Source organism: Pseudomonadota bacterium (assembly GCA_039028935.1).
Taxonomy (GTDB): domain Bacteria; phylum Pseudomonadota; class Gammaproteobacteria; order Steroidobacterales; family SZUA-146; genus SZUA-146.
Genome location: JBCCHD010000009.1, coordinates 71,914 through 98,850 on the forward strand (window position 1 = coordinate 71,914; position 26,937 = coordinate 98,850).

The window sequence follows — 26,937 nt, forward strand, 5'->3', positions numbered from 1 at the left end:
CTTTGCTATATGCTGTGCACGGTTTTCTTAATGGCCTCAGCTCACTGTTCGTATGTCCGATACCCCTCGAATCCTCTATCAAAGCGCCAAATTCGGTGAATCGTCTCCCTATCTGGTCGCGCATAGCGCAAACATTGTCGAGTCGTTTCCGGATGCGGTGAGCGCCCTGTCCACACGACGACTCGACACGGCGGCCATCGTTTCATTACTGAATTTCAATTATGTCGTGGGTGATCGCACTTTGATCAAGGGCCTAAGCCGCTTTCCATGGCATTCGACCTTGACAGAGGAGGGTCGAATTGAGCGCGGACCGCCGTTCGCGCATGGCTCGACAGTTTTATCTGAAGCGGCAATCGCCGATGTGTTTGAAGACATTATGGGCGAATACGTCACCGAGATCGCATCGAGACACGCCACGCTGTGGCTGACGCTTTCCGGCGGATACGACAGTCGGGTCATTGCCGGCCTGCTGCAAAAATACGCCAAAGGTAACGAAATTCGCGTGCTCAACTGGGGACACCCCGAAAGCCGCGATGTGTGTTACGCACGAGATATCGCCGGTCACTACGGATGGTCGTTTACTTTAGTCCCGTATGATCCGGATAAGAATCTCGACTCGGTGTACTACGCGGTGGAGCATGCGGGGGCTGAAATGTCTCCGCTGGATTATAATCCGCTCGAGGTCGATCCTGCGTTACTGAGTCAATTGCAACCCGATCATGCCATCTTATTTGCGCATTATGGTGACGGCATGGGGCGTGCGTCTTACTCGCACCGGCATGTTACGGAACGCGCACCGTTTCGAGTGGGTAATCCCTATTTCCTATACAACGTCAACACGCTGCCGCAGCAGGCGCGGATCGTTAGCGATGACCGGGCGTTGGCGTGGTCCACGGATCAGAGTCCGCCAGGGACGATTGCGGTGAACGAGCTCGATATGAACGAAAACTATCTTCGTCGCATGCTCACCAAGCGCTTTGCGCATTGCCATAAATACGATCCGTTTTGCTACCCGCCACTGGCGGAGTTTGTGTACTCACTGGATGTGGTCAATCGTACCGATGATGTTTATCGACATTTGCTTAAAAATCTGGACCCGTTTTTACATGACTATCCATGGGCGCGCACTGGCGTGTCGTTCAGTGGTCGGGTTGACGAATCGGGCGCTTTATTTCGTCAACACAGCAAGCAGCGCGACTATCTTAAGCTGCGCGAGATGTTCGCGGATTTGCTGTTTGATGGCGCCTTGTGCCAGCAGGGCGTGATCAATGCGAGCGCCCTGCGTTCAGTGATGAGTCTCTGGCCAAAGGACTTGACGCTGTCGACCGTGGTCGCCAAGCTGGCGGCGATTGAGATTCTTGTGCAGCGCTATGATGTGGAGGTTGAGAGCGAGACAAGTACCCCTTGGTCGCGACTTCAAAATACACTGGGATCACGCGCCTATGGCACCGCCAAACGGATGCGCCAGTGGCTGCGCTAACGCACTGGATGGAAAGATTATTCTATACTTGGTGTGGGCCCTACCGAAACCCGCGATACTCAGCAGGCAGCTTGCTTGTCATTGAGAATTGCGTTTACTCAGCACGTAGTAGTTGCCGGCCAACACCATCATCATTCCCGCCAGCATCACGCCAGTGATTTCGAGATCTTCAAATAGCACGGACAACACGATCGCGACCAACGGCGACAAAATGGTGATGTAGCCAGCACGAGCCGCGCCAATGCGACCCAGTAGCGTCAGGTAAGCGCCAAAGGCAATCACCGAGCCAAACACGGCTAAATAAATCAGTGACGAAACGTACTGCGCGGACGGATCAAATACAAATTCGCGGCCTAATACCCATGCAATCAGTCCATTGAATAGCGCGCCATACGCCATTCCCCACGCGTTCGACTGCACGATAGGCAGCTGCTCGCGTTGGGCGAGCTGCGCCGCCATATTGCCAAGCGAGGCTAGATACGTGGCAGTGAGGCCCAGCAACGCGCCGATAATTGTATCGTCTTCGAGTGTGAGGTGTTGAACAGCGGGCGCGAACATTAGCGTCATGCCAAGGATGCCGAGAGTTGCGCCTACCACCACCGGCCAGCCGGTGCGTTCTTTGAAGAATAATCGCAAGTTAATGATGTTGAGCCAGACCATCGTCGAAAACGCGATGGACATAAGGGCCGACGTGATGAATCGTTGACCTTGGTAGGTGAGTAGATAATTGAGACTGAATAACATCAATCCCAGTAGAGCGAAACGCGAATGTGCTTTGAGGTCGAAACGCATCGGGATTTGTCGAAACAAGCACCAGCCAAATAACACTGCCGCCGCGATCAGATAGCGATAAAAGACCGAGACTTCGGGTGGAACGACGCCGAGCTGATACTCGATCGCAAGCCATGTTGAGCCCCAGATGATGACGGCAGTCAAATACAGCGATGCGGTATTCACGCGGCGAACTCCGCGTAGGCGTTCACAGAAAGATTTCGCGGGGGGCGGGATGACTCAAAAAGTAATGCGGACTGGCTGTGTAGCCGTAGGCGCCGGACTGAAACACGGCGACCAGGTCGTCAATGTCGCAAGTGGCGAGATCCATTTTTGCAGCCAGTAGGTCAAGCGGCGTACACAATGGACCGACGACAGACGCGTTAGTCGTGTTATCTGACAACATCTTAGTAGCGATGCAGACGGGATAATTCTTGCGCAATATTTGCCCGAAGTTTCCGCTGGCCGCCAGATGATGGTGGAGTCCGCCATTGCTGATCAAGAATGTGTGATCGCGAGAGATTTTCTTGTCGGTAATGCGGCACAGATAGACGCCGCTCTCGGCCACGAAAAATCGGCCGAGCTCGATCATCAGCTGCGCTTCCGGTAATCGATCTTTCATCGAGGCGGCAAGTTCATGCAGATGTTCACCAATCGGCGCGACGTCAATCGGTTGTTCGCCGGGGAAATAGGGCACTCCCAGGCCGCCGCCAATGTTGAGCATGTGTACGGGTGCTGGCGCGTGATGCGCGAGCCGTTCGGCCAGTTCGCAAGCCTTGTTTTGACTTTCGATGATGGCATCAGCGCTTAGATTTTGAGAGCCGCTGAAAATATGAAAGCCATGAAACGTCAAGTGCATGTCGGCCATGCTCGATAACACATCCGGTACCGTTTCGGCATCTATGCCAAACTGTTGTGGACCCCCAGCCATCTTCATGCCGGAGTTTTGCAATTGAAAATCAGGATTGACGCGAATGGCGACAAGTGGTTTCTTGTCGAGCTCGCGCGCGATGCGATCAATGCGCGCCAGTTCGGTGGTGCTCTCGCAGTTGATCACAATGTCGTGTTCAATTGCCGCGCGTAGCTCCTCGGGCTGTTTTCCAGGGCCGGCAAAGCTAATTTCGTCGCGTGGCGTATGGGTGGAGGCAGCAACCGTTAATTCACGTGCCGAAGCCACGTCCAGTCCGTCGACCAGACCCGCCAAAAATTGCACGACCTCTGGGTGGGAATTGGCTTTGATGGCGTAATGCAGTTTGACCGACTCGGGGAAATGTTCTCGAAGCAATTCGACCTTGGCCTGCATAATTTTACGATCGTAGACGTAGACGGGAAGGCCATCCGCCATAGCGACCAGCTCGCTTGCCCGCTTGCCACCAACAACCAGTTCGTCCCCGTCGATGTCGAAATGCGTAATATCAGCGTGCTTAGTGAAACGGATCGTATGCATTAGCCGGCGTCCTTGAGCAGATCAGGCAGTGATTGAGCAATACCGCTTCGATCGATTTTGCCGTTGGCGTTGCGCGGCATCTCATCGAGCCAAAGCACGTGTTTGGGCAGCATAAAATTAGCGAGCTCCTGGCGTAAGGCTTGCATTAGGGCAGCGGTGTCTTTGGCGCCGTTGGGCGCCGGCATAACCACCACCGCGATGGCCTGGCCGAGCTGCTCGTCAGCCGCCCCGAGTGCCACCGCTTCGCTGACCAGACCGGTCGAAAACAGTGCTTCTTCCACTTCGTTTGGACTGACGCGATAGCCGCTGGTTTTAATCATCTCATCACGTCGGCCGACGAAAAAGAGATAGCCTTCGTCATCGATGCGAACTCGATCGCCCGACCACACGGCAATCTCATCCATCACGAGGCCGTCTTTGATCGCCGGAACCGGTTTAAAGCGCTCAGCGGTTTTCTCCGGACTATTCCAATACCCCAGTGACACCAGCGAACCACGGTGCACGAGTTCACCGGTTTCGCCGGGTTGAGCGAGTTGTCCGTCGTCGTTGACCACCATGATTTCGGCATTCGGAATGGCCTTGCCCATGGATTCTGGCCGTTGGTCAATCTGCTCAGGCGGAAGAAAGGTTGAGCGGAACGCCTCCGTCAGGCCGTACATGAGATAGGGTTTGGTCTGCGGTAATGCGCTACGCAGCGCGCCCAAGGTGACTTTGGGCATGGCACCGCCGGAGTTGGTGATATAGCGAAGGTGGTTTGTCACGTCGCCAGGCCAGTCTAGCGCCGCGAGCTGATTCCATAGAGGCGGCACACCCGCCAGTCCCGTTATGCGCTCATCGGCCACTTTGCGAATAACATCATTGGGCATCAAGTATTCCATCAGCACGACGCTTGCGCCTCGGCAAAATGCGGTGGACAGCTGACTGAATCCGTAGTCAAAACTAAAAGGCAAAACGGCCAGCAGTTTGTCATCAGGTGTGTTCTCAAGGTATTCCGACACGCTAAACGCGCCCGTCACCATATTTTTATGACTCAGCACGACGCCTTTGGGTTTACCGGTGCTGCCCGAGGTATACAGGATCGATACCACATCGGTATCGATGATTCGGTGAGGCGTCACGGCTGGCGCGCCGGTAAAGTCTTGCCAGGTGGCGAGCGCCTGAGGCACAGCCAAGTCTTTGGGCTCGTCAATCAGGACGATTTGCTCAAGCTTTGGGCAGTTGCCGAGAATGTCCTTGAGGCCAGCGGCGCGGCTCCGCGAGGTCACCAAGATGCGAACATCGCAGTCGGTGAGAATGTGCTGCACTTGTGCCGGTTTTAGCAGCGGATTGACCGGGACAAACACGCAGCCCGCATGGGCCGTGCCGAACATGGTCGCCACCGTCTCAATTTGCTTGGGCAGATATACCGCGACACGGTCGTGATGTCGGGCGCCGGCCGCGATCACGCCGTGCGAGACCTTGTGTACAAGATCGATCAGTTCACCATAACTCAGCGTGCCGCTGCGGTCGCTGATGGCGGGCGCACTATCGCTGGTTTTTCCTCCATGCGTGAGAAGCTGGGATAGGCACAGGGTCACGAGTCTCTCTCCATGTAAAATCGCCGGAATTATACCTGAGCGTCCCTGGATTGTTCAGTCGGACGTCACAAAAAAGGTATAGTGGGCCATTTGATTCGACAGGGAGATCTTCGCGTGAGTCTAACTAAGGCCGATTTTGTCATTATCGGTGGTGGCGTGGCCGGTATCACCGTCGCGCTCGAAATCCGTCGTCGTCAGCCCCAAGCCTCCATTGTCGTGTTCGATAAGGAACATGAGTGTGGCTATCACGCGAGCGGTCGCAACAGTGGTGTGCTTCACGCCGGTTTCTATTACACCGCGGACAGTCTAAAGGCCCGGTTCACACGCGACGGCAGTCGCAAAATGGCGGCCTATTGTGAATCGCGTGGGCTTGCGCTGAATCGCTGCGGCAAGCTTGTGGTCGCGCGTCAGGAGGCGGATATTCCGGTGTTGGATACGCTGCTTGAGCGAGGCGCCGCGAACGGTGTTCGCCTTGAGCGTATGTCCCTTGACGAGGCACGCAAAATCGAACCACGCGTGAAATCGAAAGGTGATTGCCTATGGTCCCCCGACACGGTTTCGGTGAACCCACGCGAGGTAATGGCGGCTCTGGTTGAAGATGCGCGCAATAGTCATATCGAGATCGTGACGAATTGCGCGTTTGTTGAGCGTCAGCACGACACGTTGATTTTTTCTGATCGCAAGGTTCAGGCTGGCTTTGTCGTGAACGCGGCTGGCCTTTATGCGGACCAGGTGGCGCGCCAGTTTGGCTTTAGCGAACATTACACAATCATGCCCTTTAAGGGGCTGTATTTGAACGCCGGTCGCAAAGGCACGGTGGCGACCAATATCTATCCCGTGCCCGATATAGCGAATCCGTTTTTGGGTGTGCATTACACCGTGGCGGCCGATGGACAGGTGAGCATTGGCCCGACCGCAATCCCCGCATTTTGGCGCGAACACTATCAAGGCGTGTCGCGATTCCGGCTGGGTGAGATGGCGCGCATCGTATCGAAGCAGGCCGGGCTATTTGTGCGTAACGACTTCGGTTTTCGCGATCTTGCCATCGCTGAACTGCCCAAGTACCTCAAGTCCACGATGATTCGGCTGGCGAGCGAATTGGCAGAAGACGTCGAGGAGGATGACTTTTCCGAGTGGGGGCCGTCTGGAATTCGAGCGCAGCTGATCGATAAGCGCACGAACAAACTGGAGATGGACTTTGTCTACGAAGGTGACCAGGGGTCGTTCCATGTGCTGAACGCCGTATCACCCGCGTTCACCTGTTCGCTTTCTCTGGCTGAGTATTTCGTCGACCAATTTGCCGTGCAGCTCTAAGCCTGGATGACCCTGACCTCTGGGCATCACGCTTCCGGCGTGACGGGGATTGTCGGTATCAAAAAGGGTAGATGCGGGTCGCAGTCGCCGAAGACAGATGTCCCAAAGGTGTCCCCGCGCGCCGAGTCGGGCCGTGCAAAATGTCGCCGTGCTGCGCCGCAATGTAGCAGAACTGAGACGTGCGTGTTGGACAGAACCCGTTGAGTGGCCTACCATTCCGCGCTATTAAAAGCCTGCGCCATCTTTGCGATGCGCGCGTGTTTAGCGCCCACTGATAACAAGGATACGACATGAAAGTTGTTCTGTTTTGTGGCGGACTTGGCACCCGCCTCCGCGAGCATTCCGGCACGATTCCTAAACCGCTGGTGCCGATCGGTGATCGTCCGATTATGTGGCACATGATGAAATTTTATGCGCACTACGGGCACACCGATTTTATTTTGTGCCTTGGCTACAAGGGCGACATGATCAAGGACTATTTCTTGAACTATGAACCGTACTCGGGTGCGGATGTGGTTCACAAGAAAAAGGGCGAGGTGATCGTTCCCTCTGGTTCCGATGTTGATGACTGGAATATCACGTTCGTCAATACTGGACTGCATTCGAATATCGGTCAGCGATTGATGCGCGTCAAACATCTTCTCGAGGGCGAGGATATGTTCTTGTGTAACTACAGTGATCAACTGTCGGACGTGAACTTGGCCGACTATCTTGATGAGTTTCAACAGCGCGATGCCGTGGCCGGCATGGTCGGTGTACGCCCCGCGCAGTCCTTTCATAGCGTAGTGATTGATGATGACGGCGATGTAAACCGTATTGAGCCGTCCTCAATGTCGGATTTTTGGATCAACGGCGGATACATTGCACTACGAAAAGAGATCTTTAATTACATCGAGGAAGGCGATGAGCTTGTCGAACAGCCTTTTCAGCGCTTAATCAAGGAAAACAAACTCTGGGCCTATCGATATGATGGCTTTTGGGCGGCGATGGATACGTTCAAGGATAAGATCACGTTTGACCGCATGGATGGCCGGGGCGATCGACCCTGGAAAGTCTGGGATACCTGATCATGGAGGCGTTTGCCGCGATCGATCAGCGATTGCAGCAGGGCGGTGGCCATGTGCTGTGTCTCGGTGCGCATTGTGACGATATTGATATCGGCGCCGGCGGCGCGCTGCTGACCTGGCTGAATCGCTGGCCCGATACACGAGTCACGTGGGTGGCGCTCACGAGTAACGATGAACGCGCTGCCGAGCTGCGCGAGTCTGCTAGCCTGTTTTTGGCCGAAGCCGGTCGCTTCGAGGTGCTGACGCAGACGTTCCGCAATGGTTTTTTTCCCACTGAATTTAACGGCATTAAAGCGTTTTTCGAATCCCTTAAGGCACTGCCCAACCCGGATCTTATACTCACCCACCAACGCGATGATCGACATCAGGATCATCGCACCGTCTGCGATCTGACGTGGAATACGTTTCGCAACCACTGTGTGCTGGAATACGAAATCGCCAAGTTCGACGGTGAGCTTGAGCGGCCTAATGCTTTCGTCGCGCTCAGCGAAGACATCATGCAGCGAAAAATCGATATTTTGATGCAATGCTATCGCTCGCAGCTTGATAAGCAGTGGTTTGATGAAGATTTGTTTCGCGGTTTGGCGCGATTGCGCGGCGTGGAGTGCGCAAGCCCAACCCGCTTTGCCGAGGCCTTTGTGGCGCGCAAGCTGTTGCTGTAGACATTACATACAGGCGCAAGGCACCTTACAACGATCGATTAACACACCGCGCTAGCGCGAGCCGAATCGGATGACGTCCGTGTGTGAGCGGCCGAGCGTAGCGCCGCGCTTTAACCGCCCGGCAGTCGTCGTCGGATCACCGGCCACACGCGCTCGATCAAATCCACCTCTGCCCCCGGCGGCCGACCCGCGGCGAGCCACAGAAACAGTGCCGTCAGTCCGTATACAAGCGCACCAAAGACAACCGCAATGAGCAGTTGAATGACCAGTCCCATTCCAGTGGATGTCATCCATTGAATCAGCAGATGAACACAGCCGTACATGGCCGCCATCGCGAGTACCGGTCGAATGATCACCGCAATAAAACGCATGGCGTTCAGTTCGATCAAATGAAAAAGAAAGCCGTACTGGATTGGATTGATGACCAGTGACGTCAAAATATAGGCCCACGCCGCGCCGACCGCGCCGTACTCTTTGGTCAATGGGATAATGAGTGCGACCAGCAGCACGACATAGGCGCCGCCGAGCAGGGCCAGTTTGCGCGGTTGTCCCATCGCCAGAAACACTGAGCCCGCGTTGGTCATGATGGCCGTAAGCGCGCCTGAGAAGGCCAGGACTTGCATCAGTGGGATCGTGTCGAGCCACTTTTCTCCCAGCCATACCGGCACGAGCAATGGCGCGACAACACCGATTCCTGCCGCTGCTGGAAGTGCCACGAGTGCAATGATGCCAATGACCTTGAGATAGCCCTGACGCATTTGCGACAAATCATTTTTGATTTTAGCGTAACCGGGGAAGACTGCTCGGTTGATCGGCGCGACGAGTTCGGTGGTGGGCATGTTTGAAATTTCATACCCCATGTTGAAATGCCCCAATGCTGTTGGTCCGGCCATACGTCCCAGAATGGGTTCGGCGATGCGTGTGCGAATTGAGAAAAACAGCGTATTGAGAAACAGCCATTTTGAAAAGGCGAAGAGTTCACCGGCTTTTTTGAGCGTGAATCGAGGTCGAAATGGCGACAGCACATAGCTGATGAGCGTACCGCCAATGCGGCTGGCCAACACGCCGACCACAAGTGCCCAGTAGTTGCGCCACAGATAAGCGAGTGGAATCGTCACCACAAAGGCGATGATCTTCTTCGACAACATGAACTGGAAATCCTTCTCGTACAGCATGTGTTTGCGAAAGTCGACGGTACCAATGTTCTCGAAGCCAAAGGCAAACGCGCCGAGTGCCATCACATACAAAATGTCTTCAACGCGCGGCTCGCGATAGTAGCCAGCAGCCGGTTGAGCGAGCACGACCAGAAGCAATGCAACCGCAGAGTAAAACAGCACGTTAAAGGTGAATGCGGTGTTGTAATGATCGGCGTCGGCTTCTTGGTTCTGTATCAAGGCACTGTCAAAACCGAACCAGGCGATGGAATCCAGCACGGCATAGACGAACATCGCCATCGCCACCACACCGAAGTCTTCCGGGCTCAAGAGGCGCGCCAAAATGGTCAGACTGATCAGCGCCAGTCCGCGAATGGCGATCTTCAGGAGCACCATCCAGATAACACCAATTATCACGCGGGTTCCGACGCTGTCGGGTTTCGAGGATTCTGTCATGAGCGGGTAGAGGCTTGTCAGCGGCGAAGAGTGCGCGTGAGTATAACACCCCTATGTGCCTGAGCCGACAGCACTATTTTAACTTTTGTCAAGGAACTGATCGCTTTGCGTTGCCGTCGCATCACGATTACACTGCTCTTTTTTTCGGCAGGATTGACATGGAACCCATCGTTGTCCACCTCATCGCCGCGGCGCGACCAAACTTTATGAAAGTGGCCCCGCTTTACCACGAGCTCAACAGCAAAGAGTGGTGTCAGCCCGTGATCGTGCATACCGGTCAGCATTACGACAAGAATATGTCGGATGCGTTTTTCACCGATTTGCGTTTGCCTAAGCCCGACGTGCATTTGGGCGTGGGCAGCGGAACGCATGCGGAGCAAACCGGTGGCGTAATGATCGAGTATGAGAAAGTGTGTATGGCGTCTCGCCCAGACTGGATTATCGTGGCGGGAGACGTTAATTCGACCATTGCCTGCGCGATGGTGGGGGCTAAGCTCTGGATACCCGTCATTCACCTTGAAGCGGGTTTGCGCAGTGGCGATCGAAAGATGCCCGAAGAAATCAATCGGCTTCTTACCGACGCCATTGCCGATGTGCTCTGGACGCCATCGCCCGATGGCGATGAGCATTTGCTCTCTGAGGGCGTGCATCCTGACAAAATAACGCGCATTGGCAACATTATGCTCGACTCATTTGAATTGATGCGTGAGCAGATCGAGAGTGATACAACGCGCTCCGATCTCGGTCTCGTGGAAAACGGTTATGGCGTTGTCACGCTGCACCGGCCATCAAACGTCGATACCGCGCCAGCTCTTACGACGCTGGTCGATCAGATCGAGCTTGCCGCGGCCCGCATTCCGCTGGTATTCGCTGTGCATCCAAGAACGCGCGCAAGGCTGAATGAGTTTGGCCTGTCAGACAGGTTAGCTTCCATTGAGGGCCTCACATTGTGTGAACCATTGGGCTATATTCAATTTATGAACGTCGTGACGGGTGCGCGCTTAGTGATCACCGACTCGGGTGGGATTCAGGAAGAAACCACCTATCTCAACGTACCGTGTCTGACGTTGCGGGACTCCACCGAGCGCCCCATCACCATCGAACAAGGTACGAACGAGCTAACGGTTGTTGGTGAACTGATGAACAATGTGCAACGTGTTCTCGACAATCAGTGGCCAACTGGACGCTGCCCGGACCGGTGGGATGGCAAAACCGCTGCACGCGCGGCCGATGACCTATGGGCTCGCCATCAAGCGCTGCGCTAGCGATTGGCGCGACAGGGGCGCTAGTGGCCCGCCGTGTGTTTGAAGACTTCCGGATCCAGTTGGTGACGCGACAATAACTTATAAAAATCGGTACGGTTGCGTTTGGCCATGCGCGCCGCCTGACTGACATTGCCGCCCGTCATTTTCAAAAGTTGCGATAGATAGTTGCGGATAAACTCGTCGCGCGCGTCCGTAAACGAGGGCAGCACCGTCGCGTGTTCGCCAAGACTGTCCTGAACCAACTCAACGCTGATGACCGGTGTACGACACTGTTCGACATGCTCCGCTACCTTGTTCTTGAGTTGCCGAACATTGCCTGGCCATTTGGCGCTCATTAGCGCCTCGATGGCTTCAGGCGCGTACACCATGCGCGGTCGATTCTGTGCGGCTATCGACTGCTCTAAAAAGTAGTTGGCCAGTATTGGGATGTCCTCTGGATGCTCGTTGAGCGTGGGAATGTGCAGTGAACTCTGACTTAATCGATAGTACAGATCCTCGCGAAACTTGCCGTCCATGATCAGCGCTTTGAGATCTTTGTGCGTTGTGGAGATCAGGCGAGCGTCAACCGGCACGCCGTCGGCCGCGCCCACTGGGCGCACGCTTTGCTCCTCAATTACGCGCAGCAACTTGACCTGAAGACGCATCGGCATATCGGCGACTTCATCAAGAATCAACGTGCCGCCCTGTGCGAGCTGGTACAGGCCGGGTTGAGAGGTGGGTGCGTCCGCGAACGTGTCGGCGGCACGCCCAAAGAGTTCCGCCTCGAGAAGATTCTCGGCCATGGTGCTGCATTTCATAACCACCAATTTGCCTTGCCGATGTGTGCTGGCTTTGTGAATGGCGGTGGCCAAGATTTCCTTGCCGGCACCACTTTCGCCGGTGATGAGCACGCGCGAGTCGCCTTGTGCCAGCGCGTGAGCTTTGTCGAGCAAACGATTAATCAGCGGGCTACGAGTGACGATGGCGTCGCGCCAGGCGTCTGTCGTTTCAGGTGGCCGGGATACTTTGATGGCTCGGCTGATCAGGTCAAGCAATTCGTTCTTGTCGATCGGTTTGGTGATAAAGCCAAACGCACCACTTTGTGTGGCGGTGACCGCGTCCGGGATGGTTCCGTGGGCCGTCATCATCACCACGGGTAACCCCGGCCAGTCTCGCTGAATCGACTGCAACAGCTCAATGCCGTTGACTTGCTCCATCTGCAAATCAGTGAGCACGACGTCCGGTCGAAACGACGCAGTGGCATCCAGTGCCGCCTTTCCGTTATCGACCCCTTCTACTTCGTAACCTTCGGCCAGAAGTCGAATGCTCAGCAACCTCAATAGGCCTGGATCATCGTCAACCAATAATATGCGAGGTGGCGTCTTCATAACATTACTCGGAAGTCACCTCGATCTGCTTTATGGCCTCGAGTTTTGCGCGGGCCTCGGCGAGTTCAGATTCGAGGGCGTCGATTTCCTGTTGCGCCGCTTCCAGCGCGCGGCGCGCCTGACCGAGGTTGCGTCGGTCGGATGAGCCACGCGTCGCGACGGATTGCGAATTAGACAGATCGGTAGAGAGTTCCGCGTTTTGTGCTTCGAGTATCATCGCGTTTTCGGTTTCATTCAGGACCACAGCGGCAAGATGCCGTTCGAGTTCGGTTAGATCGTTTGCGGTGTCGAGCAACCGTGTAAGTGCCGAGTAGCCTTTGCCGCGATCGGAGTTTGGGTGCCCCGAGGTGATCAGAACCAATGCCTCTCTCAGGCGATGCTGTGTCGTGGCATCCAGTTCACGTTGGCGGACGACAAAATCGTACAGATCGAGTTGTTCTTGATAGTTCCCGGACGTGACATCGCGCATCAGCTGCAAATGGCTGTCGAGCAGACTGAGTTGTCGCGCGTTGTTGTCGATAGCGGGCTTTCGCCACGCGCTAAGGCCGGTGCAGCCTTGAACGGTCGCCAGCACCACTACAAAAAACAGAATTCGCGCGAGTGTCATAGGTGGCCATTAACTCCCTGTTGCCGTCACGGGTATTTTGGGCAGGCTGATCTGAAAATGGGCGCCTCGTTTGCTATCAATCATACTGATTTTACCGCCATGTGCATTGATGCACTCCAGCACCACCGACAGGCCGATTCCGGTGCCCTTCACATGTCCGGCCTGTGCTGTCGAACCTTGGTAGAACGGTTCAAAGATCCGGGCCTGCTCAGTGGCCGGCACACCGGGTCCCTCGTCGCTGATCTCGATCACGTAACCGTCGCCCGAAGCCCGGGTAATCAAGCGAATAATACCGCCGTCAGGACTGAATTTTATGGCATTGGTTAACAGATTATCGACCACCATGCGGAGTTTGGCGGCGTCGGCCAGCACCGTCAGCGACGCAAGCTTGCCTTTGACCTTCAGGTGACGAGACGCGAGTGTGAGCCGTTGTTGGTCGACAACCGACTGGATCAGTGGCGCCAGTTCGAACTCCTCCAGATGCAAATCGGATAGCTGCGATTGCCAAGCACTGAAGCTCAGCAAGTTCTCGATCAGCTTTTGCAGGCTAAGACTGTTCTCACGCAAGATGTCGGTGACTTCAATTTGAGCCGGTTTTAGGTCGCCGACGGCGCCATCGATGAGCAGCTCCGTGCCCTCGCGAATGTTGGCCAGCGGTGTTTTCAGCTCGTGAGACATGTGGCGGAGAAACTTGTCTTTTTCACGTTCTTGTTCTTGCAGGCGCTCACGTAGCCACTCGAGCTGGCGACCGAGGGCTTCGAGGTCTTCGGGTCCCGACACTTCGATGGGGCTAGAAAACTGACCATCACCCAGTGTGCTGATGGCGGTATCGATTTGCCGCAGCGGTCGGGCAAGTAGGCCGGTAAAAATCACCACGACAATCAGTGTGAAGGGGACGAGTAGCGCGGTTTGAATTGCGAGCTGTCGCTGCACCTCGCGCGCGCTTTCACGTAGTTCGCTGAGACCGGAGTCAATAAAGCGATTACTGTCGCGCGACATGTCGTCAACCATGTCGCGCAACTCGGAAAGATTGTTCAGCGCGTTGTTTACTTCGGTGGAATCGCGTTCGGCGCTGCGTATCGTTGTGTCAAAGGCGCTAAGACGGCGCTGAAGCGCGCGAATTTGCTCGTTGCGTGTCGCGTCGGCGCTGTCGGTCGCAATTTGGTCGAGTGTTGCGCGCACTTTGTCTAGCCGCTCTTCATAGGTTGCGAGCAGCTCGACTTCGCCGATCACTTGATAAACCCGTGCGCTTCGTTCCATTGAGCTGAGCTCTTTGCGCAACGATTGATTTTGATCGGTGTCCTGCACACCCTGAATAACCAGCGCCTCGGACTCGGTCGCAAACTCATTGAGCTGCGTCGCGGCGCGCACGATCGCCAAGATCAATGGCAAGGATACGAGCACGAAGCCGAGTACCAGCAGTCCATTGAGTGACTTGGGACGCGGGATTCGCATGTGGGTCAGGTCGCGGTCTGTCGTTTTTTGTGGAGCTTGTGTTCCCAGTTAAGCGCCGTGCGCGCAATGGTTTCAAGATCATCGTGTCTGGGTTCCCAGCCTAGCACCGTGCGGGCCACATCCGCCTTGGCGACAAGTGCCGGAGGGTCGCCCGCGCGTCGCGGTTCTTCGACGGTCTTGAGTGGTTGTCCATGCACCTTTTGCACCATGTCGATCACTTCGCGCACGCTGTAACCGTGCCCGTAGCCGCAGTTCGCCGTGAGTGATGCGCCACCATCGCGCAAGTAGTCAAGTGCACGCAAGTGGGCGGCCGCCAGGTCTTCGACATGGATATAATCACGCACACCCGTCCCATCCGGTGTGTCGTAATCCGTACCGAAGATCGACACATGGGAACGCGTACCCACCGCGACTTCACACGCAACCTTGGTGAGGAGCGTGGCTTTTGCTGTGGACTGACCAAGACGACCGCCTGGGTCGGCGCCCGCTACATTGAAATAACGCAGAATGACGTGGCGCAACGGTTCAACGGCAGACAGGTCGCGCAGCATCACTTCGCTCATCAGTTTGGAGGTGCCGTAGGCGTTAATCGGTGCCGTCGGCGATTGTTCATCGATGAGCGCCTCATTGGGTTCGCCGTAGACCGCCGCCGTTGAAGAGAATATAAAATGCTCAACACCCGCGTCGCGGCAACACTCGAGTAAGTTCCGAGTGTTGGATGTGTTATTTCGGTAATACTTGAGTGGGTTGGCCACTGACTCGGGGACGATTGTATGGGCGGCAAAATGCATGACCGATTTGATCTGGTGCTCGCTCAATAGGCGCGCGACAAGTGCTTGATCGCCGGTATCGCCGACCACCAACTCCCCGTTCAGTACCGCATCAGCAAAACCCGTACTCAAGTTGTCAAGCACAATCACTTTGGCGCCGGTATCGCCGAGTTGGCGCACTACGTGACTACCGATATAACCGGCGCCGCCGGTAACCAGAATTGTGTTACTCATCGTCATCCTTTTTCTGATCAGCCTGATAGTATCAGGCGAATCTGGCCATTCCTATGTGACCGGCTTCTCATCTTACGCGTAGCGTCGGGGGGTCGCGCAGCAGGGCGAGTTGTTCCTTCAGCGTCAGTATTTGCTCTTGCCAGTACTTCTGCGTATTAAACCACGGAAAGGCCCGCGGAAAGGCCGGATCAGACCAGCGGCGAGCGAGCCAAGCTGAGTGGTAGAGAATGCGCATCGCGCGGAGCGCCTCCACTTGGTCCAAGCTGCCAGACGGGAACGGACGAAATAGCGTGTAGCCTTCGGCCAGCGCATCCAAATTACGCTGCATTTCACCGGCATGGCCGCTGAGGAACATCCAGAGGTCCTGGATGGCCGGCCCATTGCAGGCGTCGTCAAAGTCCAACACGGCCGGTGTGCCGCTTTGCCACAGCAGATTACCGACATGCATGTCACCATGCAGTCGACCCCCGTCGAGCGCGGCGTGGTCCAACTGATCATCAATCGCGCTGAGTAGATCTTCGGCGATGGCTTCGTAGGCGTCGCGCAGATCGTCTGGAATCCATCCGCCATCCAGCAAAAAGCGCGCAGACTCGACCGCGCGATGTTCAAATTCAAGGGTCTCTCGGTGCGCAAATGCCCGTTGACTGCCAACATTGTGAATGCGAGCGATGAGGCGGCCGATTTGCGTGAGCGCATCGACATCGTCCAGGTAGGGCGCGTGTCCGCGCGCGTGTGGATACACGGCAAAGCGGAAGCGCTCGTGGTGACACAACACGGCACCTTCAGGCGAACGCAGCGGGGTCAGAACCGGTAATTCCAACTCCGACAGCGCGTCAGTAAACGAAAACTCTTCGAGGATTTGATCATCGGTCCATCGGCCAGGTCGATAGAATTTCGCTACCACTGGTGTGGCGGAATCGGTGAGGCCGATTTGATACACCCGATTCTCATAACTCGCCAGCGCCTGGATGCGTCCATCGCAAGACCAGCCCACCGCATCGAGACAGTTAACAATATCGTCGGGCAGAAGCTGATTAAACGAGTCGTTTTGCGGCATGACGTGCATAATATGGAAAATGTAACCTGCTCGAGTCGCCGAAGTATAGAATAATGTCTCCAGAGTTTCCCGAGGTTGGAATACGTTGGAATTTGTTATTGCTCACCGGACGCTTTACCTCGCTGCGCGTTGCGCAGCGATCAGTGGCGTGCTCGCGCTCGCGAGCTGCGGCGGCAGTGACCAGCAGACATTGAGTCCCCAGATCCCGGCGCCTAGCCTGCCATCGACGACCGTCATCAGCGGTAAAGCCAGTTATGAGCGTGTGCCGCACGATGCCTACAATAATGGTCTGGCCTACAGCGCGTCGTTCAGTCTGCCGATACGCGGTGCACGCGTTGAGTTGGTGGCCGACGGGCAAACGATCGAGGCCACGTCAACGAGCGACACGGGTGACTTCGCCTTTGAAATTGAGTCCGATCGCCAAGTGTCGATTCGCGTTAAGGCCGAGTCAATCAAAAGCGGTATGCCAGCATGGGATTTTCGGGTGGTGGATAACGTGCGCGGGGACGCACTGTATGCGCTGACCTCAGAAATCTTCACCGCGCGCGGTGCGCGGATGACCGTCGACTTAGAGGCGGCCAGCGGTTGGACCGGGAGCGACTACACGCAGCCACGAGCCGCCGCGCCGTTTGCTGTGCTCGACACCATCTACGGTGCCGTACAAAACGTGCTGCGAGTTCGTGGTATGACGGAGTTTCCAGCGCTCGAGTTGAACTGGAGTCCACAAAATCGACCGACGCTTGGCGTGGTCAGTGACGGGGAAATCGGCGGTAGCTTCTTCCGTGCGGCGGGCAGCAGTGAGATCTATCTGCTCGGTGCGGCCAATGCCGATACCGATGAATACGATGAGCACATTATCGTTCACGAATTTACCCACTATCTGCATCATCACTTCGGGCGATCAGATAGCTTGGGGGGTAATCATTCGATAGATGATCGTCTCGATCCGCGGGTCGCGTTCAGTGAAGGCCTGGCCAGCGCCTTCGCGGCCATTATTCTGGGTGACGCTCAGTATGTGGATGCGCTTGGCTTTCGGCAAGCCGCCGGTGCGAGCATCAATATTGAGGACAATCAGCTGCGCAATCCCGGCTGGTATAACGAAGGCTCGGTACAGGCGTTGCTGTATGATTTGTACGACGCGCGCGATGATGAGGGTGACTCGCTTGCCTTAGGGTTTGCGCCATTGTTTGAAGCCTTGACCGGACCGCTGCGCAGCCAAACAGCCTTTGTCACGGTGCATGCGTATCTGGATGCACTGAAGCGCGCGCAACCAGCGTTTGCCGATTCGATCGATCAGATGGCGGCGGTTCAGCGCATTCACACACAGAATTCTGACGCCTATGGTCTGGGTGAGTGGAACAACGCGCGACGCGAACGCGGTGTGTTGCCGATGTATCTGACGTTGCCATTCGACGGCTCGAGTATCGAAGTGTGTACGCTGGCCGGTGATAGTGCGTTTGGGGTTGGCAATAAACTCGGCAATCGTCGGTTTTTGCGTTTCACCGTCCGCGACGAGCAGGCCTTTCGAACGACGCGGATTCGCGCAGAGGGTCCGGCGGATGCGGATCCGGATATGGTCCTGCATCGCATCGGAATCGTTCAGTCCGCGCTCACCGCCGGTGTGGGTGAGGAAGTGCTTCGACGAATCTTTACGCCCGGCGACTATGTTCTCGAAGTCTATGATTACCGTAACATCACGGACGATCCGTACGGAGATGTCTGTTTTAGTTTGAGTGTGGAGGTTGAATAGTGCGATGAAGTGGCAGGCAAAAAACAGCGTCCTCGCCGTGTTGTATTGGCTGGCATTCATTGGACTTGCTCAGGCTCACACGGTCGAATCACTGGACCCGCGCGGGCATGAGACGCAACGGGTGCCAGCCAAACCGTTATCCAAATTGCATTTTGTGCGGCATGCGCGCTATCAACTGACGGCGGGGCAGCCTCAACGCATCGCGGTGTCGATCCAGTCGTCAACCGCGGTAACCGGTGTACACCTCGAGGCGCATACGGATGCCGGCTTGATGTTGACGCAGTCAGCCACGCATTATCGGTCGACGCTGACTCCCGGGGAGACGTACACCGTGTTTTTTGATGTCGTCGCTCAGCACGACGGACGACACTATCTTACGGTATTGGCGTCTGCGAGCGTCGACGGGCACGACACTCTGAGCGTGTATGCGGTGCCCGTAACGGTCGGCGCCGAGCAACTGACGGATGCGGCCGCTGCCCCAAAGAAGCGGTCGCACGACACGGCTGACGGAGTGACCGAGGCGCAGGGTGAGCGCCTAATTTTACTGCCGGCGCGGTCGTCTCTGGGGCGCTAAAACCACGGGTTGAGAGCGAAGGCTTGGCGCGGTGTGAATCGGCCTACCTGGTCGGGGTCGCACTCTGTATAATCCGCCCGACTTAGTGTTAACCAGGGCTCCTCCATGTCAGTCTTTCTTCGCAATGTCGCCATCATTGCCCATGTCGATCACGGCAAGACCACGCTTGTTGATCAGTTACTTAAAATGTCGGGCACGCTCGGAGAGCGTGACGAAGTGCCCAGTCGTGCGATGGATTCCAATGATCTTGAAAAAGAACGCGGCATTACGATTCTGTCAAAGAATACCGCGATCAGCTGGACCGACTATCGAATCAACATTGTGGATACGCCCGGTCACGCTGATTTTGGCGGCGAGGTAGAGCGCGTACTCAGTATGGTTGACTCGGTGCTGCTGGTGGTCGATGCGGTTGATGGCCCGATGCCGCAGACGCGCTTTGTGACGCGCAAGGCGTTCGATCATGGTCTCAACCCGATCGTGATCGTCAACAAGGTCGATCGACCTGGTAGTCGCCCAGATTGGGTGATCGACCAAGTGTTTGAATTATTCGACCGTCTGGATGCCAGCGATGAGCAGCTCGATTTTCCAATCGTCTATACCTCAGCTCTTAACGGGACATCGGGTATGGCACCCGACACGCAACACGCCAATATGGATGCGGTGTTCAGTGCGGTGGTCGAACACTGTCCGCCACCGGATGTTGATCTCGATGGTCCCTTTCAGATGCAGGTTACGTCTTTGGATTATTCCAGTTACCTGGGTGCGATCGCGATTGGCCGAATTTATCGCGGGAGCGTTGCGCGCAATCAGAGCATCCGTGTGGTCGATACCGACGGTCAGGTGCGTCGCGAAAAAATTTCGCAGATTCTTGGCTTCAACGGCTTGCAGCGAGTTGAGGTGGAGAATGCCTCGGCGGGCGATATTGTCGCGCTTGCCGGCATCGCTCGGCCCCATATTTCGGAGACGTTGTGCCATCCGGATGCGCCGGAAGCATTGCCGATGCTCGCGGTCGATGAGCCGACGATCAGCGTGATGTTCGAGACCAACAATTCACCGTTTGCTGGGCGCGATGGCAAGTTCGTCACCAGCCGGCAAATTCGCGACCGCCTGCTGCGCGAAACGCTGCACAATGTGGCTTTGCGCGTCGAGGATACCGATGACCCAGAGCGATTTCGTGTGTCGGGTCGGGGTGAACTGCATTTGTCTATTTTGCTCGAGACCATGCGGCGCGAGGGCTTTGAGATGGCGGTGTCGCGTCCCGAAGTGATCTTTAAAGAGATAGACGGTGTGCGTCATGAGCCGTTCGAGCGAATGACCGTCGACATTGAGGATTCGGATCAGGGCGCGGTCATGGAGGCCCTCGGCGAGCGGGGTGGCCAGCTCATGGACATGATGCCCGACGGCAAAGGTCGAGTCCGTCTCGACTACACCATTACGTCGCGCGGCCTCATCGGGTTTCAAACACTCTTTCGTACGCTAACCTCGGGCAATGGTCTGATGTATCACGTGTTCGATGAGTATCGCCCCGCGCTGACCCAAGCGGTTGCGCAGCGACAGGCTGGCGCGCTGGTGTCTAATGCGCAGGGCAAAGTGCTCGCTTTTGCGCTGTTTAATCTCCAAGAGCGTGGACGAATGTTTGTGAAGCCTGGCGACGAGGTCTACGAGGGCCAAGTGGTTGGGCAAAACAGTCGGGATAACGATTTGCCAGTCAATCCGTTAAAAGGCAAGCAGTTGACCAATATTCGTGCCGCCGGACGAGACGAGAAGATCATTCTCACACCTCCCGTGTTGTTTTCTCTTGAGCAGGCGTTGGAGTTCATCGATGACGACGAGCTAGTCGAAATCACGCCGAACTACATTCGGATTCGCAAGCGCTTTCTCAAAGAACATGAGCGCAAACGCGCGTCGCGAGAGAAAAAAGCGTTGAGCAAAGCGGCCGAGCAAAACGCCAATCCGAATTAACGCGCCATCGCGCGCCGCACGCTGAGTCGGTTGGATGGTGATGCCGCACTGAGCATCGTGCACCGCGTCGGCTTAGCGTTCGGTGCGACGCGGTTCGTTGGTCCGTTGAGTGCGGGTGGGCGCCGGTGCTGGCGGCGCAGTATGCCGGCGTGTCGAGCGAGGCGGTGCCGCGGGACGAGGACTGGGCGGCGCTGTGCTCTGTCCGCTGCTTTGAGCACCACCGCCTGTGTTGTTCCCCGATGAATCGGATTGATTCGCTGGCGGCGGCGGTTGGTTTTGAGGTAGGTACACGACGCGACCCCGTCGCGTTTGGAAGTACGTGTTATCACGGCTGCCGCGGAGCGTTTGACTGTGAAGCGGTGAGCCATAGGTCGAGACGAGTACCGGTGACGATCCATAGCCTCTGCCGTTTTGGCCGTAAGTCGTATCATTGACGTAGAGGTAGCGGATGTCGCCGATGTAGTAAGCGTCCGGCCCGCCATTTCGATCAAGGCGATTGAGTAAATAGACCCGATTACCGTCTTCGTCTTCATCCCATTGGCTGTTGCCACTACCAAATAGGCTGGTTTCGTCGGATTGCGCGGAGTAATGATCGATACCATCGTCGATCATCGCCTCAGGTGGCAAATTCTCCGGGTTTTTCCACGGCTCGGTGACACAGCCGCTCGCCAAGGCGGTGACTAGCAGCGCCGCGAGGGCGCGAAGGGCAGGGGCTACGCTCAACTTCATTCTCCGTCAGTCTCTACGCCAAAGGTAACACATCTTTATAGACCGTCTGTTACGTCGGTAGTTTCCTCCCCATTTTTCGCCTGGCGTGGCCGGTCCGCCTCGCAGATTGGCCGCATGCGGTCAGCAACGCGCCATTCGGGGTGTGCGGCGCTCGGTTACATCTGAGTCAGGTGGGTTGTCGCATGCCGCCGCTCAGTGCGCGAGCGGGTGTTTCGCGCAGCCTGTGTAACGGTCGGCGGCGAGCGAGCCTCAGAGCCAATTATTGTTAAAACGGAGCCGGTCAAAACGTGCACACGGTCACAGTCCGTCGGCCTTGGATTTCGTATGGTCGGGACCTCAGGTTGGGATATTTTTCCCATCCGTACTTTCCCTGATAGCCAGGAATGGACGCGTCGTGACCCAGAACATCAAGGATAAACCGGTCAATCAGGCCACTCGGCGACCCGCACCGCACTTTGGTTCGCGCACGGCGTTACAGGCTGTGAGCGACGGAGTAGTGGTGGTGAGCGCCCGCGGTACCGTTGAATTTCTCAACCCAGCGGCGGAAGCCCTATCAGGTTGGGGATTGGATGAAGCCACGAATCAGCCTGTTGACGCGGTAGTGTCGTTGCACGATGACGCGGAGGGGCTCACGTTGGACAACCTCTTGAGTGACGGTCCAACGCAAATGGATTTCGGTCGCTGTACGATGACGACGCGTACCGGTGATATTAAGTGTATCGACGCGAATGTTTCGCCCGTGATCAATCAAGACGGCACCATTACCGGCAAGGTTTTGGTCCTCAAAGATCGCAGCGAGGAAAAGGGTCTCCAGGCTCGCTTGGACCATCAAAGTACGCACGATGCCCTCACTGGGCTGCTCAATCGCAAGGCTTTTGAGCAAAAACTAAGTGACCTGTTTTCAGACAATATTGCGACAACTGAAGAGCATGCCCTGCTCTATCTTGATCTCGATCAATTCAAGATTATTAACGATACTTGCGGCCATGCGGCCGGTGATCATTACCTGCTTCAGCTTACCCAGCTATTGCAAAAACGCGTGCGCAACAGTGATGTGCTGGCGCGGCTCGGCGGTGATGAGTTTGGTGTCTTGCTCCATGGTTGTAATGAGGAACAGGCGAAAGAACTGGCCGGTGAACTGTGTGAAAGCGTCGCCGCTATGAACTTCTCATGGCGCGAACGCATTCATCGTCACACGGTGAGTATCGGCATTATTGCGATAGAGCCTGCGGATGATGCGGCGGCGGTGTTAAGCGCCGCAGATGTGGCGTGCTTTACCGCCAAGGACATGGGCCGAAATCGGCTGCACGTGTACCACGATGACAAAGTGCCCAATCGGCATGTTGAAATGCAGTGGGTGGCACGTATTTCGCGGGCGCTTGACGAGGAGCGGTTGGTCGTTTACTCGCAGCCCATCGTGAATATTGGATCCGAAACCGACAATGACATCCCGCACTATGAGCTTTTGGTGCGCCTCACCGATCGCTTTGGGCAAGTGATTGTCCCGCAGTATTTTATCTCTGCTGCCGAACGCTACAATCTGATGCCTCGCGTCGACGCCTGGATGGTGTCACATGTGCTCAAGCACTTGGTTTGGCGTCCCGATTGCGCCGACTGCGGTCCCCGATACAAGCTGTCGCTCAATCTGTCCGGCACGTCGTTGAGCGATGGCGGCTTTATGGATCATCTCGAAGCACTATTTGACGAGCATTCGCTAGCGCCCGGCACACTGTGCTTTGAGATTACCGAGACGGCAACCATCACCAATATGGCCCAAGTAGCGCAATTTATGCATCGGATGAAGGCGCGAGGCTGCGAGTTCTCGCTCGATGATTTTGGCAGTGGCTTGTCATCGTTTGCGTACCTCAAGGAACTGCCGGTCGACCTGCTCAAGATTGACGGCGATTTCGTTGCCGACATTCTGACGTCCCCCTCGGATGCGGCCGTCGTGGATGCGATCACGCGTGTGGGCAAAGCGATGGGCATTCGCACCGTCGCGGAACGGGTCGAAAATCAGGCGCTGCTCGATGCGCTGATATCGATCGGTGTGGATTTCGCTCAAGGCTTTTACTTCGCCCGACCGCGGCCTGTACGAAATCGTAGTAGTTTCAATGGTGTGACGACGTACCGAAACTCCGCGCTGGCGTAACGCACAACCCGTCCAAACCCGGTCGCCTTAGTCTGGCTTTAATGCGTGGCTGAATACGCGTATTCTTAGACGCTTTGGGGCGATTCGCCCCCTCGCGAGGCCGTCAGCAGCGCCTCTTCTGGAGCACACGACACACCCATGGATTCTTCTGTCCGGCACAGCGACACAGTGCTACGCGCCAACGACCCGCCGGCTTCGCGCACGCTCAATCCGGATTCCCGGCGCCCCGTGCTCTTTGTCTGCGATCACGCTAGTAACGTGATTCCACCGTCGCTCAATGATCTCGGTCTAGGTCCGCACGAACTGGGGCGGCACATTGCGTTTGATAAGGGTTCGGCGGCGCTGACCGAGCGTCTGTGTGAACAGCTCAATTTCATGGCCGTTCTGTGTAATTACTCGCGGCTTGTGATCGATTGCAATCGTCGTATTGAAGACCCGACCTACATGCCGCTGGTGAGCGACGACGTGACTGTCCCAGGCAATCATGATCTCACACCCGTTCACCGTCAGGCGCGCTACGACGAAATCTACGTGCCCTACCACGCCGCGATCACAGACGCCCTCGACTGCCTAGAGCAGGACTGTCCGGGGCCGGCCGTCGTGGCGATTCACTCGTTCACGCCAAAACTTGAAACGGGTGTGCAGCGGCCCTGGCATGTCGGCGTGCTTTGGGACCAAGATCCTCGCATCGCCGATCGTCTCAAGGACTATTTGCAGGGGTTCCCATCGCTCTGTGTGGGTGACAATGAGCCTTACTCGGGCAAACATATGGCAGACTATACAATCGATCACCATGGCGAGGGGCGACGCCTGCCGTGTGTATCGATCGAAATACGACAGGACACGCTCAATAGTGAGGACGGCGTTAGTGCATGGGCCGACCGGCTTGTCCCGTTTTTTCGGGCGCTCGAAACGGATACCACGCTGTTCAAAAAACGTCTTTGATGAGCCGCCTAGCCGTATGACGCAAGGCGTATGCAGCGCGCGCAGGCGGGCTGTCGAGTGGGTAATGACCACTACGCCAGACAATCAGTCGTCTGAATCAGGCATCGATGGGGGAGCCTTATGATCAGCAAACCACCGTTCACGATCGGCGTAGAGGAAGAGTATCTACTGGTCGATAAATCCACGCGAGATGTAGCCACCGAGCCACCGGAAGAAATGCTCGAAGCCTGCCAAGAGGCGCGTCCGGGGCAAATCACACCAGAGTTTTTGCGCGCGCAGATCGAGGTTGGCACAAAAGTGTGTCAAAACGTCACCGAAGCGCGCGAAGAACTGGGCGCATTACGCGGCTGCATCGCCTCGATCGGCGACCGATACAATCTGGCACCCATCGCTGCGTCGACGCATCCGTTTGCGAGTTGGCACGTGCAAAAACGCACCGACCACGCTCGATATCACGATCTCGATCGCGACATGCAGGCCTCGGCCCGTCGTCTGTTGATCTGTGGCATGCATGTGCATGTTGGAATCGATGATGATGAAATGCGTATCGATCTAATGAATCAGTTCGCCTACTTCTTGCCGCATCTGCTGGCTTTGAGCTGTTCATCGCCCTTTTGGGCAGGCGATGATTCTGGGTTGCAGTCGTATCGCTTGACGGTGTTTGACGGCATGCCGCGAACCCGTTTGCCGGAGAAATTTTCAAGTTACAAAGAATACCAGCGTCATTTGGATATTCTTGTTGAATCGGGTGTGATGGAAGACGCCACCAAACTGTGGTGGGACGTTCGACCAAGTGCCCGATATTCGACGCTGGAGATGCGCGTCACCGATGTGTGTACGCGGATCGATGATGCCTTGACGATCGCTGCCCTGTCGCAGTCGATCATGAGCATGCTGTATCGCCTTCGACGCGACAACATGCGTTGGCGCCAATATGCGCCGATGCTTGTCGCCGAAAACCGCTGGCGGGCCATGCGGTACGGTACGGAGCAAGGACTGATCGATTTCGGCCGCGGTAAACTCGTGCCTTACGATGCGTTGTTTGAGGAGATTTTTAGTTTGATTCGAGACGATGCGGAGGAGCTCGGCTGCCTAGATGAAGTGTTGCATGCGCGGCGCATCATCGAGCGCGGCAACAGCGCTCGACAACAGCGCGAGGTGTTTAAGGCGGCGATTGATGAGGGCGCGGAGCGCAGCGAGGCGCTTCAACGCGTCGTGGATCATCTGATTGTCGAAACGCGAAAAGGCAGTACCGCCAACGCATGACAAGAGTGAATCGACGCCCGCGCCAAATAATAACCATCAGGCGGTGTACATGAGTGAGAATACCTTTTCGTTGTTAGAAGCCATTGCGCTTCGACGCACGGGTGATAGCGTGTATGAGGTCGATACCCATCCGCACTTTTGGACGATCGTCAGCCCTTTTGGCGGTTGGTCAGCAGCGGTCGCCCTGCGAGCGGTGCTCACTGAGTGCCAACACCCCCTCGTGCCGATTTCGATGTCGATACATTTTGCGGGACGCATCGACGCCGGTACGGTGCAAGTCGTGCCGACACGGGTGCGCGAGAACAAGCGCACCGCATTTTGGCGCTGCGAGTTGAGGCAGGGAGGTCGGTGTACCTTGAGCGCGCAAATTGCGCTAGCGCAGCACCGTCCAACACGGCGAGTGATCGAAACGGTGCGGCCGGATGCGCCGGATCCAACGTCGCTCTCGACGACGGAGGTTCCCGGTATACCCTGGACCACGACCTATGACAGCCGGTTCGTGACGGCGCCACCCGGTTCCGATAGCGGCTCGCTCAACTCGGTGTTCTGGGTTCGGTTGCGGCATGAGGAAGCGGTGACCTTTGAGTCGCTAGTGTCGTTGTGCGATGCGTGTTTCCCGAGACTGTTTTTTCGAACCAGCGAGGTCTTCAACGCCGCGTCGCTGTCCATGAACATTCAGTTTCATGTTGATCATGAACAGCTCGCGCAAATGGGCCATGGGTTCTTGCTAGTCGAAGCATTTGGCAACAAAGCGGAGCGCGGTTTTTTTGATCAGAACCTACGCGTGTGGACGGCGGATGGTGAGTTGATCGCGACAAGTGAGCAACTTTTCTACTATGCGCTTGATGCGAGTTCATGATGGGTGGGCTGATGAGTGTC

The 26,937-nt window shown here is 56.2% G+C and carries 22 protein-coding genes; 12 read left to right on the forward strand and 10 right to left on the reverse strand.

What is annotated here, in order from left to right; translation table 11 throughout:
* The first annotated feature begins 52 nt into the window (after positions 1-52).
* Positions 53-1,480 carry an asparagine synthase-related protein gene (locus AAF465_06380; protein MEM7082342.1) on the forward strand — a complete coding sequence of 476 codons (1,428 nt, stop codon included), beginning with the start codon at positions 53-55 and terminating at the stop codon, positions 1,478-1,480.
* Positions 1,481-1,558: 78 nt separating this feature from the next.
* Here the strand turns inward: AAF465_06380 and AAF465_06385 are convergent, their stop codons facing one another.
* From AAF465_06385 to AAF465_06395, 3 genes are read right to left on the reverse strand one after another with little or no spacing between them, the layout of a single operon-like run.
* Positions 1,559-2,437: an EamA family transporter gene (locus AAF465_06385; protein ID MEM7082343.1), complete on the reverse strand. Its 879-nt coding sequence runs from the start codon at positions 2,435-2,437 to the stop codon at positions 1,559-1,561.
* 22 nt (positions 2,438-2,459) lie between these two features.
* Positions 2,460-3,698 (reverse strand): pyridoxal-dependent decarboxylase, exosortase A system-associated, encoded by a 1,239-nt coding sequence (locus AAF465_06390; GenBank protein MEM7082344.1) that lies wholly within the window; start codon positions 3,696-3,698, stop codon positions 2,460-2,462.
* Positions 3,698-5,275, reverse strand: a complete 1,578-nt coding sequence (locus AAF465_06395) for an acyl-CoA ligase (AMP-forming), exosortase A system-associated (GenBank protein MEM7082345.1) — start codon at positions 5,273-5,275, stop codon at positions 3,698-3,700. Before AAF465_06395 ends, AAF465_06390 begins: the two co-directional genes overlap by 1 nt.
* Before the next feature lie 114 nt (positions 5,276-5,389).
* Here AAF465_06395 and lhgO point away from each other — a divergent pair, with 114 nt between their 5' ends.
* The 3 genes from lhgO (at position 5,390) to AAF465_06410 (ending at position 8,318) form a co-directional block, all read left to right on the forward strand.
* Positions 5,390-6,589: an L-2-hydroxyglutarate oxidase gene (lhgO, locus tag AAF465_06400; protein MEM7082346.1), complete on the forward strand. Its 1,200-nt coding sequence runs from the start codon at positions 5,390-5,392 to the stop codon at positions 6,587-6,589.
* A 290-nt stretch (positions 6,590-6,879) separates the two neighbouring features.
* Positions 6,880-7,656: a sugar phosphate nucleotidyltransferase gene (locus AAF465_06405; GenBank protein MEM7082347.1), complete on the forward strand. Its 777-nt coding sequence runs from the start codon at positions 6,880-6,882 to the stop codon at positions 7,654-7,656.
* 2 nt (positions 7,657-7,658) lie between these two features.
* Positions 7,659-8,318, forward strand: coding sequence for a PIG-L deacetylase family protein (locus AAF465_06410; GenBank protein MEM7082348.1), 660 nt, complete (start codon positions 7,659-7,661; stop codon positions 8,316-8,318).
* Between the two features lie 110 nt (positions 8,319-8,428).
* Here the strand turns inward: AAF465_06410 and AAF465_06415 are convergent, their stop codons facing one another.
* Positions 8,429-9,889 (reverse strand): lipopolysaccharide biosynthesis protein, encoded by a 1,461-nt coding sequence (locus AAF465_06415; GenBank protein ID MEM7082349.1) that lies wholly within the window; start codon positions 9,887-9,889, stop codon positions 8,429-8,431.
* 197 nt (positions 9,890-10,086) lie between these two features.
* Here AAF465_06415 and wecB point away from each other — a divergent pair, with 197 nt between their 5' ends.
* Entirely contained in the window at positions 10,087-11,193 is a 1,107-nt protein-coding gene (gene wecB, locus AAF465_06420) for a UDP-N-acetylglucosamine 2-epimerase (non-hydrolyzing) (GenBank protein ID MEM7082350.1), read from the forward strand.
* A 20-nt stretch (positions 11,194-11,213) separates the two neighbouring features.
* Here wecB and AAF465_06425 read toward each other — a convergent pair whose 3' ends face one another.
* The 5 genes from AAF465_06425 to AAF465_06445 all read right to left on the reverse strand — a co-directional run bounded on the left by AAF465_06425 (position 11,214) and on the right by AAF465_06445 (position 16,683).
* A complete protein-coding gene (locus AAF465_06425; protein MEM7082351.1) occupies positions 11,214-12,560 on the reverse strand; it encodes a sigma 54-interacting transcriptional regulator in 1,347 nt (448 codons plus the stop codon).
* 4 nt (positions 12,561-12,564) lie between these two features.
* Positions 12,565-13,167, reverse strand: a complete 603-nt coding sequence (locus tag AAF465_06430; protein MEM7082352.1) for a hypothetical protein — start codon at positions 13,165-13,167, stop codon at positions 12,565-12,567.
* 9 nt (positions 13,168-13,176) lie between these two features.
* Positions 13,177-14,622, reverse strand: coding sequence for an ATP-binding protein (locus tag AAF465_06435; protein MEM7082353.1), 1,446 nt, complete (start codon positions 14,620-14,622; stop codon positions 13,177-13,179).
* A 5-nt stretch (positions 14,623-14,627) separates the two neighbouring features.
* Positions 14,628-15,626, reverse strand: coding sequence for a UDP-glucose 4-epimerase GalE (gene galE, locus AAF465_06440; protein MEM7082354.1), 999 nt, complete (start codon positions 15,624-15,626; stop codon positions 14,628-14,630).
* 67 nt (positions 15,627-15,693) lie between these two features.
* Positions 15,694-16,683 (reverse strand): serine/threonine protein kinase, encoded by a 990-nt coding sequence (locus AAF465_06445; GenBank protein MEM7082355.1) that lies wholly within the window; start codon positions 16,681-16,683, stop codon positions 15,694-15,696.
* Positions 16,684-16,831: 148 nt separating this feature from the next.
* Here AAF465_06445 and AAF465_06450 point away from each other — a divergent pair, with 148 nt between their 5' ends.
* The 3 genes from AAF465_06450 (at position 16,832) to typA (ending at position 20,969) form a co-directional block, all read left to right on the forward strand.
* The gene (locus AAF465_06450; protein ID MEM7082356.1) at positions 16,832-18,433 is read left to right on the forward strand and encodes a hypothetical protein; all 1,602 of its coding nucleotides are present in this window, start codon (positions 16,832-16,834) and stop codon (positions 18,431-18,433) included.
* 4 nt (positions 18,434-18,437) lie between these two features.
* A complete protein-coding gene (locus AAF465_06455; GenBank protein ID MEM7082357.1) occupies positions 18,438-19,007 on the forward strand; it encodes a hypothetical protein in 570 nt (189 codons plus the stop codon).
* Between the two features lie 105 nt (positions 19,008-19,112).
* On the forward strand, positions 19,113-20,969 hold the full coding sequence (typA, locus tag AAF465_06460; protein ID MEM7082358.1) for a translational GTPase TypA: 1,857 nt from the start codon (positions 19,113-19,115) through the stop codon (positions 20,967-20,969).
* Positions 20,970-21,041: 72 nt separating this feature from the next.
* Here typA and AAF465_06465 read toward each other — a convergent pair whose 3' ends face one another.
* Positions 21,042-21,692 carry a hypothetical protein gene (locus tag AAF465_06465; GenBank protein ID MEM7082359.1) on the reverse strand — a complete coding sequence of 217 codons (651 nt, stop codon included), beginning with the start codon at positions 21,690-21,692 and terminating at the stop codon, positions 21,042-21,044.
* A 400-nt stretch (positions 21,693-22,092) separates the two neighbouring features.
* On the opposite strand from AAF465_06465, the gene AAF465_06470 reads away from it, so the two are divergent.
* From AAF465_06470 to AAF465_06485, 4 genes are all read left to right on the forward strand, one after another.
* Entirely contained in the window at positions 22,093-23,847 is a 1,755-nt protein-coding gene (locus tag AAF465_06470) for an EAL domain-containing protein (GenBank protein MEM7082360.1), read from the forward strand.
* 138 nt (positions 23,848-23,985) lie between these two features.
* Positions 23,986-24,792, forward strand: a complete 807-nt coding sequence (locus AAF465_06475; GenBank protein ID MEM7082361.1) for an N-formylglutamate amidohydrolase — start codon at positions 23,986-23,988, stop codon at positions 24,790-24,792.
* Between the two features lie 123 nt (positions 24,793-24,915).
* Entirely contained in the window at positions 24,916-26,058 is a 1,143-nt protein-coding gene (locus AAF465_06480; protein MEM7082362.1) for a carboxylate-amine ligase, read from the forward strand.
* Between the two features lie 49 nt (positions 26,059-26,107).
* Positions 26,108-26,917 carry a thioesterase family protein gene (locus tag AAF465_06485; protein MEM7082363.1) on the forward strand — a complete coding sequence of 270 codons (810 nt, stop codon included), beginning with the start codon at positions 26,108-26,110 and terminating at the stop codon, positions 26,915-26,917.
* The last annotated feature ends 20 nt before the right edge of the window (positions 26,918-26,937 follow it).

Coding starts and splice junctions, on each gene's coding strand:
- AAF465_06430 (MEM7082352.1), bottom strand. CDS start 13,167: ATGACACTCGCGCGAATTCTGTTTTTTGTAGTGGTGCTGGCGACCGTT.
- AAF465_06405 (MEM7082347.1), top strand. CDS start 6,880: ATGAAAGTTGTTCTGTTTTGTGGCGGACTTGGCACCCGCCTCCGCGAG.
- AAF465_06410 (MEM7082348.1), top strand. CDS start 7,659: ATGGAGGCGTTTGCCGCGATCGATCAGCGATTGCAGCAGGGCGGTGGC.
- AAF465_06380 (MEM7082342.1), top strand. CDS start 53: ATGTCCGATACCCCTCGAATCCTCTATCAAAGCGCCAAATTCGGTGAA.
- wecB (MEM7082350.1), top strand. CDS start 10,087: ATGGAACCCATCGTTGTCCACCTCATCGCCGCGGCGCGACCAAACTTT.
- AAF465_06485 (MEM7082363.1), top strand. CDS start 26,108: ATGAGTGAGAATACCTTTTCGTTGTTAGAAGCCATTGCGCTTCGACGC.
- AAF465_06475 (MEM7082361.1), top strand. CDS start 23,986: ATGGATTCTTCTGTCCGGCACAGCGACACAGTGCTACGCGCCAACGAC.
- AAF465_06455 (MEM7082357.1), top strand. CDS start 18,438: ATGAAGTGGCAGGCAAAAAACAGCGTCCTCGCCGTGTTGTATTGGCTG.
- galE (MEM7082354.1), bottom strand. CDS start 15,626: ATGAGTAACACAATTCTGGTTACCGGCGGCGCCGGTTATATCGGTAGT.
- AAF465_06425 (MEM7082351.1), bottom strand. CDS start 12,560: ATGAAGACGCCACCTCGCATATTATTGGTTGACGATGATCCAGGCCTA.
- typA (MEM7082358.1), top strand. CDS start 19,113: ATGTCAGTCTTTCTTCGCAATGTCGCCATCATTGCCCATGTCGATCAC.
- AAF465_06445 (MEM7082355.1), bottom strand. CDS start 16,683: ATGCCGCAAAACGACTCGTTTAATCAGCTTCTGCCCGACGATATTGTT.
- AAF465_06390 (MEM7082344.1), bottom strand. CDS start 3,698: ATGCATACGATCCGTTTCACTAAGCACGCTGATATTACGCATTTCGAC.
- AAF465_06435 (MEM7082353.1), bottom strand. CDS start 14,622: ATGCGAATCCCGCGTCCCAAGTCACTCAATGGACTGCTGGTACTCGGC.